Consider the following 15,480-nt stretch of genomic DNA (forward strand, 5'->3'; position numbering starts at 1 on the left):
GTACGGGGCGCATACGCAGCAGATCCTCCCACAGTGGCCTGCGGCGGCACGGCCTAGGATGCGGGAGACAGTCGGCAGGCGGCGGATCGGGAGCAGTAGACCATCGTGAGCAGCGAGAACTCTTCGGCGGACGACGTGCGGCAGGTGTGGGACGTCGTCGTGGTGGGCGCGGGGCCGGCGGGCGCCTCGGCCGCGTATGCGGCGGCGGTCGCCGGGCGCCGCGTGCTGGTGCTGGAGAAAGCCGATCTGCCCCGGTACAAGACGTGCGGAGGAGGCATCATCGGCCCCTCGCGCGACGCGCTGCCACCCGGCTTCGAACTGCCGCTGCGCGACCGGGTGCACGCGGTCACCTTCTCCCACAACGGGCGCTACACGCGGACGCGCCGGTCCAAGCAGATGCTGTTCGGTCTGATCAATCGACCGGATTTCGATCAGCAACTGGTCGAGCACGCCCAGAAGGCGGGTGCAGAGCTGCGGACCGGGGCCACGGTGTCGCGGGTCGAGCAGCACGGCTCCGCCGTCCCGGACCGGCGGACGGTCGCCGTCGTCCTCCAGGGCGGCGAGACCCTGCTCGCGCGCGCGGTGGTCGGCGCGGACGGCAGCGCGAGCCGCATAGGAGCCCACGTCGGCGTCAAGCTGGACCAGGTGGACCTGGGGCTGGAAGCGGAGATCCCGGTCCCCGAGACCGTGGCGGAGGACTGGAAGGGCCGGGTTCTCATCGACTGGGGCCCGATGCCCGGCAGTTACGGCTGGGTCTTCCCCAAGGGCGACACGCTCACGGTCGGGGTGATCTCCGCGCGCGGCGAAGGCGCCGCCACCAAGCGCTACTTGGAGGACTTCGTCGGGCGGCTCGGCCTCGCCGGGTTCGAACCGAGCATCTCCTCCGGGCACTTGACCCGCTGCCGCGCCGACGACTCGCCGCTCTCGCGCGGGCGGGTGCTGGTCTGCGGCGACGCGGCCGGTCTGCTGGAGCCGTGGACGCGCGAGGGCATCTCCTTCGCCCTGCGCTCCGGGCGCCTCGCGGGCGAGTGGGCTGTCCGGATCGCGGAGGCGCACGACGCGGTGGACACCCGCCGCCAGGCCCTCAACTACGCCTTCGCGATCAAGGCCGGGCTGGGCGTGGAGATGGCCGTCGGCAAGCGGATGCTGCGGATCTTCGAGCGGCGTCCGGGGCTGTTCCACGCGGCGCTGACGGGCGTCCGCCCGGCCTGGAAGGCGTTCATGGACATCACCCGGGGCGCGACCTCGCTGGGGGAACTGGTCCGCAGCCGCCCGATCGCCCAGCGCGCGCTGGCCATGCTGGACCGCCGGATGCCGCCGGAGCCGAAGTCGGAGCCTGAGCCGAAGTCGGAGCCGGAGAGGGAGAAGGCGGAGGCGAAGGAGACGGATCCGAAGCCGGGCACGAAGCCGGACGCCGATCCGGGAGCGGCGGAGGAGCAGCCGGGCGGCTGATGTCCGGGTTCTGCCTGCGCGCAGGGCTGGTCCGGCGCCGGACGCTGCTGGATCAGCCCTGACGGGATCCCAGGGATCACGTACGTCACCGCACAAAAGTGATCCGGAAGACCGGATGATCAGGAGCGATCCGGCGCAGCTCGAAGTCCGATGACTCGGGGCCGACGCCATGGAAGAACGCCCCTACCTCCGACTTCCAGCGCCTGAGATACGCCCGCAGCACCGGCGGCTTGTCGTCGTCGGGGACCTCGGTCGCGGTGAACCGGTCCGTGTTCCGGCCGAGCCGCAGCTCGCCGCCGCCCGCCGCCCGCATGTTCCGCGTCCACTGCACATGACCGCGCGGGGCGACCAGGTAGAAACGCCCGTCGAGGGTCAGCAGATTCACCGGCGTGGTGCGCCACTCGCCGCTCGTGCGGCCCCGCACCGCCAGCACCCGCGAACCCCAGACACTCACCCCGCGCGCGGTCAGCCAGGCGACGGCCCGGTTGAGGACATGGACGGTGAACCAGCCGGGCTGCTGCACATGCGGGGACATGATGACTCCTCGGGCTGTTCATGCGCACAACACACTCAAAAGCGATCAAACGAACTCAACAGCAGTCTGCCCGAACAGTGCTCGTGCGGCCTCATCACGCCGACCTCGCCTCATCACGCTGGCCTCGCCTCATCACGCGGCCTCCGGCATGCCAGTCCCCGGCCCCGCCATGCCGCCCCGCCATGCCGGACCCGCCACTCCAGTCCCCGGACCCGCCACGCCGCCTCCGCCACGCCAGTCTCCGGACCCGCCACGCCAGTCCCCGCCCCCGCCATGCCAGTCCCCGGCTCCGCCACCCGGCCCCGCCTCACCGCCGAGCCACCCCCGCCCCGTACTTCCCGGGGAGTACGAGCGATCACCCCGTCCGGCTGACGGCACGGGTGGCCGACCGCGTCTAGCGTGGCGGACATGGACGTGGTGGGCAGGGACGTGCCGGGCAGGGACGGACAGCGCGCGCGCCGGGCGGGCCCCCCGACCTGGTGGCGGCACGGGCCGTCCTGGTGGGACCGCTGGGACGAGGCGGCCGACACCCGCCGCTGGCCGTGGCGCTCCACCCTCCTGGTGACCGTCGTCGTGATGGTCGGCTCGACCTTCGCCGCGCAGGCGCAGGAGGGCGAGCGCGCCCCGCTGGACCCCTTCGCCCGTGCCCTGCTGCTCACCGGCTGCGCCCTGCTGCTCCTGCGCAGGCGCCACCCGGTCCTGGTCGCCTTCGGTACGGCGCTGGCCGCGATGGTCTATCTGGGCGCCGGGTACCCGTACGGACCGGTGTTCCTCGTCGTCGCGCTGGGGTTCTTCAGCGCGCTGGCCGTCGGCCGGCGCCGGGCGGCCTGGGCGGCCGTACTGCTGCTGTGGGGCGGGCATGTCCTGGTCGCGCACTGGCTGTACCGCTGGCTGCCGCCGTCCGGGGACGCATCGGCGCCCTGGGGTCAGGAACTGGTCATCGCGGCCTGGGTGGCGGCGATCGTCGCGGTGGCCGAACTGACCCGGGTGCGGCGCGAGCAGTGGGACAAGGAACGGGCCGAGCGCGCCCAGGCCGCCCGGCGCCGCGCCGACCGGGAGCGGCTGCGCATCGCCCAGGAACTGCACGACGTCCTCGCCCACAGCATCTCCGTGATCAATGTCCAGGCCGGGGTGGGACTCGCCCTGCTGGACTCCGACCCCGAGCAGGCCCGTGCCGCGCTGACCACCATCAAGTCGGCCAGCAAGGAGGCGCTCGGCGAGGTCCGCCAGGTCCTCGACACCCTGCGCACCCCCGGTGACGCGCCCCGCGCCCCCGCGCCCGGCCTCGACCGGCTCCCCGAGCTGGTGGAGCAGGCGGCCTCCGCCGGGCTCACCGTCCAGGTCGAGGGAGACCCGCCCCGGCTGCCGCCCGGTACCGATCTCGCGGCGTTCCGGATCGTGCAGGAGGCGCTCACCAACGTCGTACGGCACTCGGGTTCCCGGTACGCGCGGGTGCGGCTCGCGCACGGCGGGTCCACGCTGCGGCTGCGGATCGACGACGACGGGCCCGCGACCGGCGCCGACGCCGGAGGCAGCGGCAACGGGCTCGCCGGGATGCGGGAGCGGGCCGCCGCGCTCGGTGGCACCATCGAGGCGGGCCCACGCCCCGACGGCGGCTTCCGGGTCCTGGCCGAACTGCCCCTGACGGCCCCCGGGCCGGACGGACCGAACGAGAGGGAGGCGGACCGGTGATCCGGGTACTGCTCGCCGACGACCAGTCGCTGGTACGGGCCGGGTTCCGCGCCCTGCTGGACGCGCAGCCGGACATCGAGGTGGCGGCGGAGGCGTCCAACGGCGAGGAGGCGGTGCGCGCGGTGCGCGAACTGCGCCCGGACGTGGTCCTGATGGACATCCGTATGCCGGTCCTCGACGGGCTCGCCGCGACCCGCCGGATCACCGGGGACGAGGAACTGGGGGAGGTGCGGGTGGTCATGCTGACCACCTTCGAACTCGACGAGTACGTCTTCGAGGCGATCCGTTCCGGCGCCTCGGGCTTCCTGGTGAAGGACACCGAACCGGAGGAACTGGTGCGCGCGGTCCGGGCGGTGGTGGCCGGTGACGCGCTGCTGTCGCCCGGGGTGACCCGGCGGCTGATCGCCGAGTTCGCCGCCCGCTCCAAGGAACCGGCGGCGGCCGGTGGCCTCGGGGAGCTGACCGAGCGGGAGCGGGAGGTGATGGCGCTGGTCGGCATCGGACTGTCCAACGACGAGATCGCCCGCCGGCTGGTCGTCAGCCCGCTCACCGCGAAGACGCACGTCAGCCGCACGATGGTCAAGCTCGGCGTCCGGGACCGGGCGCAACTGGTGGTGCTGGCGTACGAGTCGGGGCTGGTCCGGCCGGGCTGGCTGGGGTGAGCGGAGGGCTGAGAGCGGAGAGCGGAGGACCGAACGCCGGGCCGGGCATCGGACGGGGTACTGCTGAATGCCGGGCGCCGGGCGCGGGTACTGGGCGCCGGGTACTGGGTTCCGGGTTCCGGGCGCCCCGGATATCGGGTTCCGGGTATCGGGTTCTGGGTATCGGGCTCCGGGTGTCCGGGTCAGGACGCCGGGCCGCCCCTGCTCCGCCGGAAGCCGTACAGCACACTCGCCACCCGCACCAGGAACACCACCGGCGCCAGGACCGTCCCCGTGAGCCGCAGCAGTCGTTCCAGTGGGCCGGGGAGGTCGAACAGCAGCGTCGGACCGGCCACCGCGCCGAACAGCAGCGCCGCCACGAACACCGCGCTGACCAGCGCGTATCCGATCTCTACGGTGATCGCGTCCCGGTCGCTCAGTGAGTGGTGTCCGTCCCCGTGCCCGCTCATTGCGGCAGTTTCGCACAGGGGGGAGCACAGGTGTGTGCCCGGCGGGAGAAGCGATCCCGCCGGGCACACCTGGAGGCGGTCCCCCGTCCTCAGTCGCGGACCGCGATGCGCTCCGCTTCCGCCTCCTGGGTGGTGGACTTGGCGACCACGAGGGACTCGCCGCGGCGGCGGGTCCTCAGGCCGGGCAGGGACAGCAGGAGTCCGGCGAGCGCGATGCCGGTGACGACGTACAGCCCCGGGCGGTAGCTGTCGAGGATGGCCTGCGGGGTGGCGTTCTCGGGGTTGTCGGGGGCACCGGCGGTCACCACCGCGGTCACCACGGCGAGGAAGATCGCGCCGCCGACCTGGACGGAGGTGTTGAGCAGGCCGGAGACCATGCCCTGTTCGTGGTCGTCGACACCGTTGGTGGCCTGGATGTTCAGGGAGGGGAAGGCCAGGGCGAAGGCGGAACCGATCAGCAGCATGCTGGGCAGGATCGCGGCGGCGTAGACGGGATCGAGGTCGATACCGAGGAACAGGGCGTAGCCGGTGGCCATCAGCGCGAAGCCGACCACGAGCAGCCGCGCGGTGCCGAACCGGTCGACGATCGACCCCACCTTGGTCGCCGAGAGCGCCACGACGGCGCCGGACGGCAGGAACGCCAGCGCGGTGTGCAGGGCCGACCAGCCGAGCAGGTCCTGCATATAGAGCGTGACGAGGAACTGGAACCCGATGTAGGAGCCGAACAGCGTCATCGCCCCGAACTGGGCGCGCAGTTGGTGGCCGGAGCGCAGCACCCCCAGCCGGATCAGGGGGCTGGGCGAGCGGCGTTCGACGGTGATGAACGCGGTCAGCAGGACGGCGACGGCGGCGAAGGACAGCAGGGTGCGGGCCGACGCCCAGCCGGCCTCGGGGGCCTGGACGACGGTGAAGACCAGCAGCAGCATCGACGCGGTGCCGAGGACGGCGCCGGGGATGTCGTAGCCCTGGTGGTCGCGTTCACGGGGGCTGCGCGGGAGCAGTTTCAGGCCCGCGATCAGCGCGATCAGGGCGATGGGGGCGGGGAGCAGCATGGTCAGCCGCCAACTGGCCTCGGTGAGCAGTCCGGACAGCACCAGGCCCATGGAGAAGCCGGTGGCGGCGCAGGTGGTGTAGATGGACAGGGCCCGGTTGCGCAGCGGGCCCTCGGGGAAGGTGGTCGTGATGATCGACAGTCCGGCGGGCGCGGTGAACGCGGCGCTCAGGCCCTTGATGAAGCGGCTGGCGATCAGCAGCGGACCGGAGTCGACCAGCCCGCCGAGCAGCGAGGCGACGGCGAAGACGCCGAGCGCGATCAGGAAGACCTGACGGCGGCCGAGCAGGTCGGCGGCGCGTCCGCCGAGCAGCAGGAGACCGCCGTAGCCGAGGATGTAACCGCTGACGATCCATTGCAGGGTCGAGGTGGACAGGCCGAGGTCGGCGCCGATGGACGGCAGGGCGACGCCGACCATCGACACATCCAGCGCGTCGAGGAACATCGCGGCGCAGAGCACCAGCAGGGTGCCCCACAGGCGGGGAGTCCAGCGTCCCTGGGACGCGGAACTGGCGAGCGGAGAGGTCATGGGCAGAGACACTACATGCGCATGCATTGATTGCAAGCTCATTTAATTCAGGTGCAACAAAACCCGTTTCTCTGCTACGGTGCCGCCCATGCCGGTGACGAGCGACGGGGTGCGGGGCGAGACGGGGAACCATCCGGGTGGGGGTGCGGGTGCCGATATCGGTGCCGGTGCCGGTGCCGGTGCCGGTGGCGGTGGCGGTGGCGGTCCCGGTGCCGGTAGCGGTCCCGGGACGGCCGTGGACGAGCGGATCCTCGTCGGGCGGTGGCGCGACCTGCTCGCCCTGCACGCGCGCACCCAGTGCGAACTGGACCGCGTCCTGCACACCCACGGCCTGGGCGCCAGCGACTTCGAGGTGCTCGATGTCCTCGCCGACGCGGCCACCCCGGACGTCGAGTGCTCCTTCCGCGTCCAGGAGATCTCGGATCGCGTCCACCTCAGCCAGAGCGCCCTGTCCCGGCTGATCGCCCGTCTGGAACGGGACGGCCTGGTGGAGCGCGCGATGTGCCCCGAGGACCGGCGGGGCGTCCGGGTCGTCCTCACGGACAAGGGCCGCGATCTGCACGCGGCGGTGCTGCCGGTGCAGCGGGGGGTGCTGGCGCGGATGCTGAACGGGGGGTGAGGGTTCCGGCCGGGGACCTGGCTGTCCGTTCCTTCTCCGTGCTCCCCGTGTTCCCCTCGCTCCCCTTCCTCTTCCTCCCGGGGCCTTTCTGTGGCCGCCGTGTTCCCCTTGCCCCTTGGCCTCCCGCTCGGTCAGATCCCGGATGTCTCCCGCCACAGCCGCGCCAGTGCGGTGTCACCGGAGATCGCCGGTACCGGCACCCGGTTCCACAGCGCCAGATACAGCCGGGCCGCGGGCCCCGACAACTCGCACTCCGCCGCTCTGCCGCTCCCGGCGCTCTCCGCGCTCCCCCCGGCCCCCTCGCCCCGCGTCGCCACCGGCGGTTCCTGCGACAGCCGTACGGTCCAGACGGCGTCGGCGTCCGTGGCGCGGATGCGCAGCACCCGGGGTTCGGGCGTACGTACCCGGCTGCGCTTGCGGGCGTGGAAACCGCGCAGCAGCTCGTCGATGCCGTCGACCGCGAAGTCCGTGTCGATGGGGGAGGGCGTGGCGCCCAGCGCCGACTCGGCGTCGAACCGGTGCACGGTCGTCTCGTGCGCCTGACGCCGTCGCCAGAACGCCAGCGGCGAGGGCGCGGGCAGAAACGCCCAGCAGTCGGTGTCCGGCGCGGCCCGGGTCAGCGTCCCGACCAGTGTGCGGTGGCCGTCCCGGAACCAGGCCACCAGGTCCGTACCGTCCAGCTCGGGAGGGGCGGAGGGTCGGCGCGGCTCGCGGATGCCCTCGGCGACGAACCGGGCCGCCCAGCGGTGGACCGTGCCGGCGTGCAGCAGCAGATCCCGCACTCGCCAGTCCGGGCAGGTCGGAACCGGGGCGTCGGTCCCGGCCCGTTCGGCCGCCACGGCCAGGCTCTCGCCTTCGTCGTCGAGGGTGGTGAGGAAGCGGGTGGTGTCCATGGGGGGGAGTCTGCCGGACGGGGTGGTGGGGCGGGAGTCCGTACGGGGGCCGGGGCGGGAGTCCGTAGAGGTGGCTCGGGGTGGGAGTCCGTAGAGGTGGGTCGGGGCGGGGGCGGTTCGGCTAGAGACCGGTGGGGTAGTGCACGCCGTCCAGGCCGGGGACGACGACCTTGGCGGTGTGGTTGCCCGCGGCCACGAGCTGCCCGACGGCGTAGTCGGTGACGCAGCCGGACAGCAACTGGCGCGGGTCCTCCAGGACCACGCGCAGCCGGGTCACCAGGGACCGCCAGTCGTCCGGGCCGTGGATGGCGGGCATCTCGCCCACCTCGGTGAGACCGGTGGCGGCGGTCAGGTCGGGGGCGCTCGCGGCGCCGCCGGGGGAGAAGCGGGGGTGGCCGGTGAACATCAGCTCGCCCAGCTCCACCGTGGCCCGGGTGTTGCTCCAGACGCGGCGCAGTGGTTCCTCCAGCGCCGCCACCTCCGTGAGGTCGCCGTCGGTGGGGGTGGCGAAGGTGGGGGCGTGGGGTGCCATGTAGAGGCGTTCCAGGGGGAGTTCGTAGCGGGAGGCGCCGAGCAGCATCGCGGCCACGCTGGAGGTGTTCCAGGTGACTCCGGCGGTGGGGCGGCCCTGCTGGCCGGCGACCAGGACCATGGCGCGGGACCAGTCGATCCGCTGCTCGCCGAACCAGCGCAGGACACGGTGGGCGATGTCCAGTCCGGCCAGGAAGAACGTGGCGATCATCATCCGGTTGACCGGCACCGGCAGGGGTGCGGTGCCGCCGCCCTCCAGATAGTCGCCGCGCAGGGTGTGGCCGCTGAGGTAGGCCGGGTCGGCGAGCGCGGTGCGCAGATAGCGGGCGGTCACGGCGCAGGAGTAGTCCGTCATCGCGGCGATGGCCGCTTCCCGGCCCTCGAACGCCTCCACGGCGATGACGTCCCGCCACAGTTCGACGCCGTTGGCGGCGCGGGCGGCCTCGACCTGGGCGAGCAGCCGTTCGGCGGCCGGGCGCCAGGCGCTGTCGCCGTACTTCTCGGCGAGCTCGACGAGGGTGGCCAGGGCGGGGCCCAGATGGGAGATCCCGGCGATCTCCTTGAAGCCGCGGGTGGTGAGGCGGAAGCCCTCGACCATGGGCGGCCGGCCGCCGCCCGGGTAGAGGGCGAAGTCCCGCGCGGTGGCCACGATCAGCGGATCGTCCGCCCGCTCCCGTGCCGCTACGGCGGTCAGCCGGGCGCCGATGCTGTCGGGGGCGGCGGTGTAGGTGGTGAACAGGTCCACCAGTTCCGGGCTGGACCGGCCGGGGGCCGTGTACGCGGCCGTGTGCGCGGTGCCGCCCGCCGAGCGGAGGGACTGCTGGGGCTGCGAGGGCATGGGTGCCTCCCGGTCGGTGTCGGTGGTCGGTGCTGCGACGATGCCGCCAAGGTCAGTAAGTGAAGATGAATTCAGCTTCACTTATGGGGGAGGGGGTGTCAAGCACCGGGGGCGGGTGTCAAGGGCCGGGGAGGGGCGCTGTCGGTCCGGTGGTGGGCATGGGGGTTTGACGTCGATGGCCCGCGTCAAGAAAATAAAGCGCCCAGGAAAGTGAAGCGCTCTTCACTTTTCCGCCGTGAGGGAGGGAGCGGGCCCGTGTCCGACGCCGTGACGACCAAGGGCCAGCGGTCCGCCGCCGAACTGAAGGCCGCGGCCCTGCGGGTGATCGCCCGGCAGGGCTATCTCGCGGCCAAGGTCGCCGACATCACCACCGAGGCGGGCAAGTCCGCGGGCGTCTTCTACCGCTACTTCACCGACAAGGAGGATCTGCTCCGCTCGGTCGCCGACGACTTCACCACGACCCTGCGCGAACGGATCGCCGAGACCTCCGGGCACGCCCACACCCTCGACGGCGTCGACGACATCCGCCGCCATGTCCGGGTCTACTGGGAACTGTGCCGCGACCATCACGCCGAGATGACCGGCATCTTCGAGGCGTCGCTGGTCAGCGCGGAGTTCGCCGGGTACTGGGAGCGGGTGCGCGACCGGCAGGTGGAGATCTGGACGGCCCATGTCGCCGAGGCGCGCCGCCTCCCGGCGCCCGACCGGGAGACGGAACTTACCGCGCTGGCGATCGTCGCGATGGTGGAGCGCTTCTGCCAGATCGCGGTGCCGGTGGTGCGGGGTGGTGGGGACGCGGGTGGGGTGGCGCCGGGTGGTGCGGGTTCGGTTGCGGAGGCGCGTCCCGGTGGGCGGGGTGACATCGGCGCCGACGAGGACGCCGCGGTCGAGGCGCTCACCCGGCTGATCGCTCGCGGGGTGCTGGTGGACGGGGCGGGCTGAGCGGGGTGTAGGGGGTGTACGGGGTGGGTTGAGCGGGGTCAGGGGGCACCCTGCGAGACACCTGCGCCGCGTCATCCTGCCCCGTCCGTTCGCGAGCCGCTCCGGCACGGGAGGACCGCGCCGCTGGTGAGGGCGTTGGCGAGGGTGTTGGCGAGGGCGTCGGGGAGGGCGCTGGTGAAGGCGTCACTGAGGGCGTTGGTGAGGGTGGTGGTCAGCGAGAACCCGTCGGCCATGGAGCCGATCGTGGGCGGGCCTGGCCGGACAGTACGCGCACTGCCGGGAGTGAGGAACACGCCGATGAACGTGCCCAAGCCGCAGCCTCCTGGTCCCTGGCGCGCGATAGCCCGGGACGCGCGCCTCAACGCGGAGGAGGAGGCGGCGAAGGCGGAGGTCGTCGCCGCAGCCCGTGCGGTGCCGTGTCCGCAGCCCTCTGAGGGGCCCGTGCTCACCCCGCGCGAGCGGCTGGTCCCATATCAGTCCCTCGTGGATCGCGCGGGGTGGAGACTCCGCTTCACCGGCGACGCCGCGCAGGCCCGTGTGGAAGCGTTCCATCCCTCGCGTGCCGCCGTCATGGTGACCGCGCGCGTCGACAGGAAGGCGCTCCACGCCTATGTGCTGGAGCCCGGAGCCAAGGGCGTACCCAGGTGGCGGCTCGCCTCGCCCGGCCACGTGGAGTACTTCCTCGCGCACCGGATGCTGCCGCCGGGCGCTCAGCAGCGGCGGGTCGAGAAGCGCTGCCACTGTCCGAAGGGCGGTTATCCGACCGACAGTTGGGCCAAGGTCGTCCGTACGAACCTCCAGATCAAGAACCTGTACCGGCGGGGTCTGCCCGCCATCGAGGGCAAGGTCTACCGGTGTCCGGACGACCCGAGGGTCTGGCACATCACCCGGGGCGGCCCGGGGACCCGCCGCGCGCTGTCCCGGAAGGGGAGGCCCAAGGCGTGAGCGGACGGACCCGCCCCCGGCACACCCGGCCGGAGGACCCGGACGATCCACCGGCGCGCGCTGCCCTGCCCTCCCCTGCGGGCCCGACAGGCTCACCCCCCCGGTCCAGGGGCTTCACCCGCGCGGCTCTCCCCGCCGAACAACACCTCCTCCGCCGCGCCGTCATCGGCACCCCGGCGCCCCGCCCGCCCGCCATCGAGCCCGCCGGGCCCCGCCGGGCCCGCCCGCCCCGCTACAGTCCGGTATGGGCATCGCAGACACCTCCATAGCGGCCGTCGCGGCGGCCCTCAGCGGCGCCGCGGCCGTCGCGTCCTGGCGCTCCGCGCGGCACGCCAACCGGACCGCGGACTCCGTCGCGCAGATCGAACGGGACCGCTGGCGCCGGGAGTTGACCCCCCGGCTGGAGTTCCGGGTCGACCCGGACAACCAGATCCTCCACACCCGGTTCCTCGGCCCCGCCGAACTGGGCCCCCTCCAGGTGCGACTGAGAGTCCGCGACGACCTCGACCGCTCCCAGGATCCGGTCCTGGCGGTGGGTCATACGCGCGAGGCCCGGGACAGGGTGATCTGGGGTCCGTTCCAGTTCCGGCACGGCCGGGATGCCGGTCCGGTCACCTTCGACGCCGACGACCGGATCCGGTTGGCGATCGACCCCAGCATGAGGCCCGAATGGTACGAGGGCGCCGACGGCGAACGGCGCTGGCGGGCCGAGTACGCGGGCAGCCCCCTGCGGCTGTGGGCGACCTGCGAGGCGTCCGGCCACAAGCCCTGGCGACTGAGCTGCGAAGTCCCCTTCGACGGGACACCGGCACGCACCCGGGCGCCCGCCGCGCTCTGAGCGGCCACCGGGCGACGCCCTGGCCTGCCGTGCACCACCCGCGGTGCACCACCCGTCGTGCGCCACCCGCGGGCGACGCGGAGACCCGCGTAGCCGGGCGGAGGTCGTTCGAGGCCACCCTCCCGGCGCGAGGGCGCCGCTGACCGGCTGTCAGAGCCACGCCGTACGCTCGCTCCCAGCAGACACCGACGCAGGGGGAATCCGATGTCCAGGCTGATGATGCCGCACGCCCCGTACAACCGAGCGGTCACGGAGGCCCCCGGCGGCCTCCATGACCCGGCCGAGTACGCCGGAGACGACGACAGCGCCTCGATGGTGATGGAGGCCGCGCCCGCTTCGGACGGCACCGGCAGCGCCACCATGGTCATGGCCGCCGCGCCCGGCAGGGCCTGTGCCGACGGACGGGCGCTCCCCGCCCGCACCGCGCGCTGACGGGACGGAGACCGCATGTGGCCCACCATCGTCGCCGTACTGGGCGCACTCGCCGGTGCCGCGCTGGGCGGTGGCATACAGCACTTCACGGCCCGTCGGGACCGTGTCGAGGAGCACCGCCGACAGCACCGTCAGGACGTCGTCGCCGCCGTCCGGGAGTTGCTCGCCGCCGCCATCGCCTACCGGGAGCACTTCTGGCTCCGCATCGCCGCCCTGCGCGAGGGCGAGCCCGGGACGAGCAGCGAGCGAGCGGCCCTGTACCGCGCCCGCTCGGAGCTGACCAACGCCCGGGACGCCCTGGTCCTCCTCACCAACGACCCCGGCCTCACCCACGCGGCCCGGGATGTCTCCTGGTCCGCGATCGAGCTGAGCGAGATCGAACTCGGGCCGGTCGACGGCGGCCGGTTCGCCGGTGACGTCGAGGCCCGGCTGGAGGCCGCCAAGGAACTGAGCCGCGAAGCGCACACGACGCTGCGGGACGCGGGCGTGGCGTATGTGCACGGCGCCCCGCCCGAGCCCGGGGCCGACAGCCGCCAGCACTTCCTGTCCCGGCATCCCGACCCTGACCCCGCAAGGAGCGACTGACCCCGCAAGGAGCGACTGACCCCGCAAGGCCCGACAGGTGGCCGCCGAACGGCCGACCTGCGCGGTGCCCGCGTCCAGGGCCCCGTGGCGCTCCGAGCCACCGGCTCGACGGCGGCGGCCTCTGCTAGGTCGGTATCCGACCTACATCCCCCCTACCGTCCTCCTCGTCCGTGCCCGTCGCCGACACCGGCCCACCCGAAGGACGAGCCATGACCGAGCAGACCGCCCCCGCGACCCCGCCCGACCGCACCACCGTCTCCCCCTGGGTCGTCACCGACGACACCGGCGCCTTCCTCGACTTCGTCACCCGGGTGTTCGAGGGAGTGGAACTGGGGCGGGTCGCCACCGAGGACGGCATGATCGGCCATGCCGAGATCCGGATCGGCGACACGGTGGTGCTCGCCTTCGACCGCCGCGCCGACTGGCCCGAGCTGCCCAGTCTGCTCAATGTGTACGTCCCGGACGCCGACGCGGTCGTCGAGCGGGCCCTCGCCGCCGGTGGGCGGGTCGTCACCGAGGTCGCGGACGATGCCTTCGGGTGGCGCGGGGGCCGGATCAAGGACCCGTTCGGCAGCATCTGGTGGGTCAGCGCGCCGGTCCGGGAACTCACCGAGGACGAGATGTGGCAGCGGCTCCAGGAGCCCGTCTACGCCGAGGGCATGCGCGTGGCCCAGGAGACGCTGGACGCCGAACTGAGCGGCCGTCGGCGAGGGCGCAGCAGCGCGCCGGTGCGGCAGGATCAGGGAGGATCCGCAGCGCCGGTAGACCCACAACGTCGGTAGGCACGCAGAGTCGGTAGACCCGCGACGTCGGTAGACCCGCAGAGTCGGTAGATCCGCACCCTCCCCCCGTCCTCCCGCCCTCACCCGACCTCCCCCTCCATCACCCCCTTCAGCGTCGCCAGATCGCGCCGTACCGCCGCCGCGTCCTGACGGAACTGCTCCTCCGTCATGCCGTCGCGGCGGCGCAGTGTGAAGATCACCTCGGACGCGCCGGGGCCGTCCGGGATCACCCGGACCGGGTTGTGGACCACCTCGCCGGACGGCAGGATGACGTCATGGTCGAGGACGCCGTAGTCGTTCACCGGGACGAAGGCGACCTCGACGCGGCCCATGGGGGAGTCGGCGATCCAGCGGCCGTCGGCGTGCTCCATCGCACGGCCCAGTCCCGCGGCCCAGGCAGGCACGTTGGACGGGGCCGAGGCGAAGGCGTAGACGTCCGCCGCGGAGCGGTCGATCCGGGTGCTGAGGTGCACACTGTGCGGGTTCTCGGGGGACTGCCAGGGTGTCTGTGCCGGTGCCATGAAGGGGACGCTAGCCGCCGCTCACCGGCCCGGTCTTGAACGAATCGGTCATCCGGCGAGGACGGACCGGTCGGTCACGCCCGGCGCGGTCCGTAGGACTTCGGCAGTCGCATCCCGCGCTCGGCCATGATCTCGCGGACCCGGTCCGGGTAGTCGGTGATGATGCCGTCGACGCCCAGGTCCATCAGCGCCTCGATGGTCGCCGGGTCGTCGCAGGTCCACGGGATGACCTTCAGGCCCTTGGCGTGGGCGTCGGCGATCATCCGTTCGTCCGGGTAGAACCGGAAGCCCGGGTCGCCGATCCTGCCGTTCTGCGGGAAGCCGTAGTTGGGGGAGAGGGCCTTGACGCCCTTGATGGTGGAGGCCGCCTTCACGAAGTCGCCGTCGTGGTCGTCGGCGTCTGTCCCGCCCAGCCACGGGGAGGCGCCGGGCTTGCCGACCTGGAGGAAGTCGTAATTGGTGAGGGCGACCAGCGGCCACTTCGGGGCCAGCTCGTGCATCGCCTTCAGCGCGCCCCAGTCGAAGGACTGGATCGTGACCTGGTCCTGGACGCCGGACCTGCGGATCTCCTCGTACACCCGGCGCACGAACAGCGCGCGCGGCGCGGTCTGTTCGGGGGCGCCCGCCTCGACCTTCGTCTCGATGTTCAGCGTGACCTGGTGCGCCCGGTAGCTCTTGACCAGGTTCAGTACGTCCTTCAGCTCGGCCATCCGGGCACCGCCGACGACCTCCTGGTCCGGGTGGCCCGGCAACTGCCGGTAGCCGCAGTCCATCGTCCTGATCTGGGCCAGCGTCAGATCCTTGATGTACTTGCCGACGTACGGGTACTGCGGGTCGCCCGCCGTCACCGGGCCGGTGTCCCGGCACTTCGTGGCGCTGACCTGGCGGTCGTGCGTGACGACGACCTTCTGGTCCTTGGTGACCTGGGTGTCGAGTTCCAGGGTGGAGACCCCGAGCCGCAGCGCCTTGGCGAAACCCGCGAGGGTCGACTCCGTCGTCAGGCCCAGGCCGCCGCGGTGCGCCTGGAGGTCGAAGGGGGTCTTGCGGGGCGGCACTCCGGCGTGGTGGCCGCGGTCGCCGTTCCGGTTGTCCGCCGCCTGCGCGGTGGTGGGCAGGGCGGACATCAGGAACACCGGCGCCAGGGCCAGACCGGTCAGGACTCGTCGTGCGGACATCGGCACCTC

18 protein-coding genes are annotated in these 15,480 nt (G+C 72.8%); 10 read left to right on the forward strand and 8 right to left on the reverse strand.

Annotation, left to right across the window (positions count from 1 at the left end; all coding sequences use genetic code 11):
• Window positions 1-105 precede the first annotated feature (105 nt).
• Window positions 106-1,452, forward strand: a complete 1,347-nt coding sequence (locus tag ABZX40_RS04885) for a geranylgeranyl reductase family protein (protein ID WP_355737250.1) — start codon at window positions 106-108, stop codon at window positions 1,450-1,452.
• Between the two features lie 85 nt (window positions 1,453-1,537).
• Here ABZX40_RS04885 and ABZX40_RS04890 read toward each other — a convergent pair whose 3' ends face one another.
• Window positions 1,538-1,987 (reverse strand): nitroreductase family deazaflavin-dependent oxidoreductase, encoded by a 450-nt coding sequence (locus tag ABZX40_RS04890; protein WP_355737253.1) that lies wholly within the window; start codon window positions 1,985-1,987, stop codon window positions 1,538-1,540.
• Between the two features lie 408 nt (window positions 1,988-2,395).
• Here ABZX40_RS04890 and ABZX40_RS04895 point away from each other — a divergent pair, with 408 nt between their 5' ends.
• Together ABZX40_RS04895 and ABZX40_RS04900 are read left to right on the forward strand one after the other, a co-directional pair.
• Window positions 2,396-3,679, forward strand: coding sequence for a sensor histidine kinase (locus tag ABZX40_RS04895; protein ID WP_355737256.1), 1,284 nt, complete (start codon window positions 2,396-2,398; stop codon window positions 3,677-3,679).
• Window positions 3,676-4,341: a response regulator transcription factor gene (locus ABZX40_RS04900; protein WP_355737259.1), complete on the forward strand. Its 666-nt coding sequence runs from the start codon at window positions 3,676-3,678 to the stop codon at window positions 4,339-4,341. Before ABZX40_RS04895 ends, ABZX40_RS04900 begins: the two co-directional genes overlap by 4 nt.
• Window positions 4,342-4,523: 182 nt before the next feature.
• On the opposite strand, the gene ABZX40_RS04905 is transcribed toward ABZX40_RS04900, so the two are convergent.
• Both ABZX40_RS04905 and ABZX40_RS04910 read right to left on the reverse strand, forming a co-directional pair.
• The gene (locus tag ABZX40_RS04905; RefSeq protein ID WP_355737262.1) at window positions 4,524-4,790 is read right to left on the reverse strand and encodes a DUF6332 family protein; all 267 of its coding nucleotides are present in this window, start codon (window positions 4,788-4,790) and stop codon (window positions 4,524-4,526) included.
• An 89-nt stretch (window positions 4,791-4,879) separates the two neighbouring features.
• On the reverse strand, window positions 4,880-6,370 hold the full coding sequence (locus ABZX40_RS04910; protein WP_355737265.1) for an MFS transporter: 1,491 nt from the start codon (window positions 6,368-6,370) through the stop codon (window positions 4,880-4,882).
• Between the two features lie 235 nt (window positions 6,371-6,605).
• Between ABZX40_RS04910 and ABZX40_RS04915 the strand changes: the two genes are divergently transcribed.
• Window positions 6,606-6,989: a MarR family transcriptional regulator gene (locus tag ABZX40_RS04915; protein ID WP_355737362.1), complete on the forward strand. Its 384-nt coding sequence runs from the start codon at window positions 6,606-6,608 to the stop codon at window positions 6,987-6,989.
• Between the two features lie 131 nt (window positions 6,990-7,120).
• Here ABZX40_RS04915 and ABZX40_RS04920 read toward each other — a convergent pair whose 3' ends face one another.
• A complete protein-coding gene (locus ABZX40_RS04920) occupies window positions 7,121-7,882 on the reverse strand; it encodes a maleylpyruvate isomerase family mycothiol-dependent enzyme (RefSeq protein WP_355737268.1) in 762 nt (253 codons plus the stop codon).
• A 121-nt stretch (window positions 7,883-8,003) separates the two neighbouring features.
• The gene (locus ABZX40_RS04925; RefSeq protein ID WP_355737271.1) at window positions 8,004-9,251 is read right to left on the reverse strand and encodes a DUF5624 domain-containing protein; all 1,248 of its coding nucleotides are present in this window, start codon (window positions 9,249-9,251) and stop codon (window positions 8,004-8,006) included.
• Between the two features lie 255 nt (window positions 9,252-9,506).
• On the opposite strand from ABZX40_RS04925, the gene ABZX40_RS04930 reads away from it, so the two are divergent.
• Window positions 9,507-10,193, forward strand: coding sequence for a TetR/AcrR family transcriptional regulator (locus ABZX40_RS04930; RefSeq protein WP_355737274.1), 687 nt, complete (start codon window positions 9,507-9,509; stop codon window positions 10,191-10,193).
• Between the two features lie 71 nt (window positions 10,194-10,264).
• Here ABZX40_RS04930 and ABZX40_RS04935 read toward each other — a convergent pair whose 3' ends face one another.
• On the reverse strand, window positions 10,265-10,426 hold the full coding sequence (locus ABZX40_RS04935) for a hypothetical protein (RefSeq protein WP_355737276.1): 162 nt from the start codon (window positions 10,424-10,426) through the stop codon (window positions 10,265-10,267).
• 64 nt (window positions 10,427-10,490) lie between these two features.
• On the opposite strand from ABZX40_RS04935, the gene ABZX40_RS04940 reads away from it, so the two are divergent.
• The 5 genes from ABZX40_RS04940 to ABZX40_RS04960 all read left to right on the forward strand — a co-directional run bounded on the left by ABZX40_RS04940 (window position 10,491) and on the right by ABZX40_RS04960 (window position 13,775).
• Window positions 10,491-11,138, forward strand: coding sequence for a hypothetical protein (locus ABZX40_RS04940; RefSeq protein WP_355737279.1), 648 nt, complete (start codon window positions 10,491-10,493; stop codon window positions 11,136-11,138).
• 244 nt (window positions 11,139-11,382) lie between these two features.
• Window positions 11,383-11,976 carry a hypothetical protein gene (locus tag ABZX40_RS04945; protein ID WP_355737282.1) on the forward strand — a complete coding sequence of 198 codons (594 nt, stop codon included), beginning with the start codon at window positions 11,383-11,385 and terminating at the stop codon, window positions 11,974-11,976.
• A 204-nt stretch (window positions 11,977-12,180) separates the two neighbouring features.
• Window positions 12,181-12,408 (forward strand): hypothetical protein, encoded by a 228-nt coding sequence (locus ABZX40_RS04950; RefSeq protein WP_355737285.1) that lies wholly within the window; start codon window positions 12,181-12,183, stop codon window positions 12,406-12,408.
• 15 nt (window positions 12,409-12,423) lie between these two features.
• Window positions 12,424-12,993, forward strand: a complete 570-nt coding sequence (locus ABZX40_RS04955) for a hypothetical protein (protein WP_355737287.1) — start codon at window positions 12,424-12,426, stop codon at window positions 12,991-12,993.
• A gap of 209 nt (window positions 12,994-13,202) precedes the next feature.
• On the forward strand, window positions 13,203-13,775 hold the full coding sequence (locus tag ABZX40_RS04960; RefSeq protein ID WP_355737290.1) for a VOC family protein: 573 nt from the start codon (window positions 13,203-13,205) through the stop codon (window positions 13,773-13,775).
• Between the two features lie 80 nt (window positions 13,776-13,855).
• On the opposite strand, the gene ABZX40_RS04965 is transcribed toward ABZX40_RS04960, so the two are convergent.
• Window positions 13,856-14,296 (reverse strand): SRPBCC family protein, encoded by a 441-nt coding sequence (locus ABZX40_RS04965; RefSeq protein WP_355737293.1) that lies wholly within the window; start codon window positions 14,294-14,296, stop codon window positions 13,856-13,858.
• Window positions 14,297-14,370: 74 nt separating this feature from the next.
• A complete protein-coding gene (locus ABZX40_RS04970; RefSeq protein ID WP_355737296.1) occupies window positions 14,371-15,471 on the reverse strand; it encodes a glycerophosphodiester phosphodiesterase family protein in 1,101 nt (366 codons plus the stop codon).
• Window positions 15,472-15,480: the final 9 nt, after the last annotated feature.

Origin of the sequence: Streptomyces sp. NPDC004610, from assembly GCF_040609715.1 — a bacterium.
In the GTDB taxonomy this organism is placed as follows: domain Bacteria; phylum Actinomycetota; class Actinomycetes; order Streptomycetales; family Streptomycetaceae; genus Streptomyces.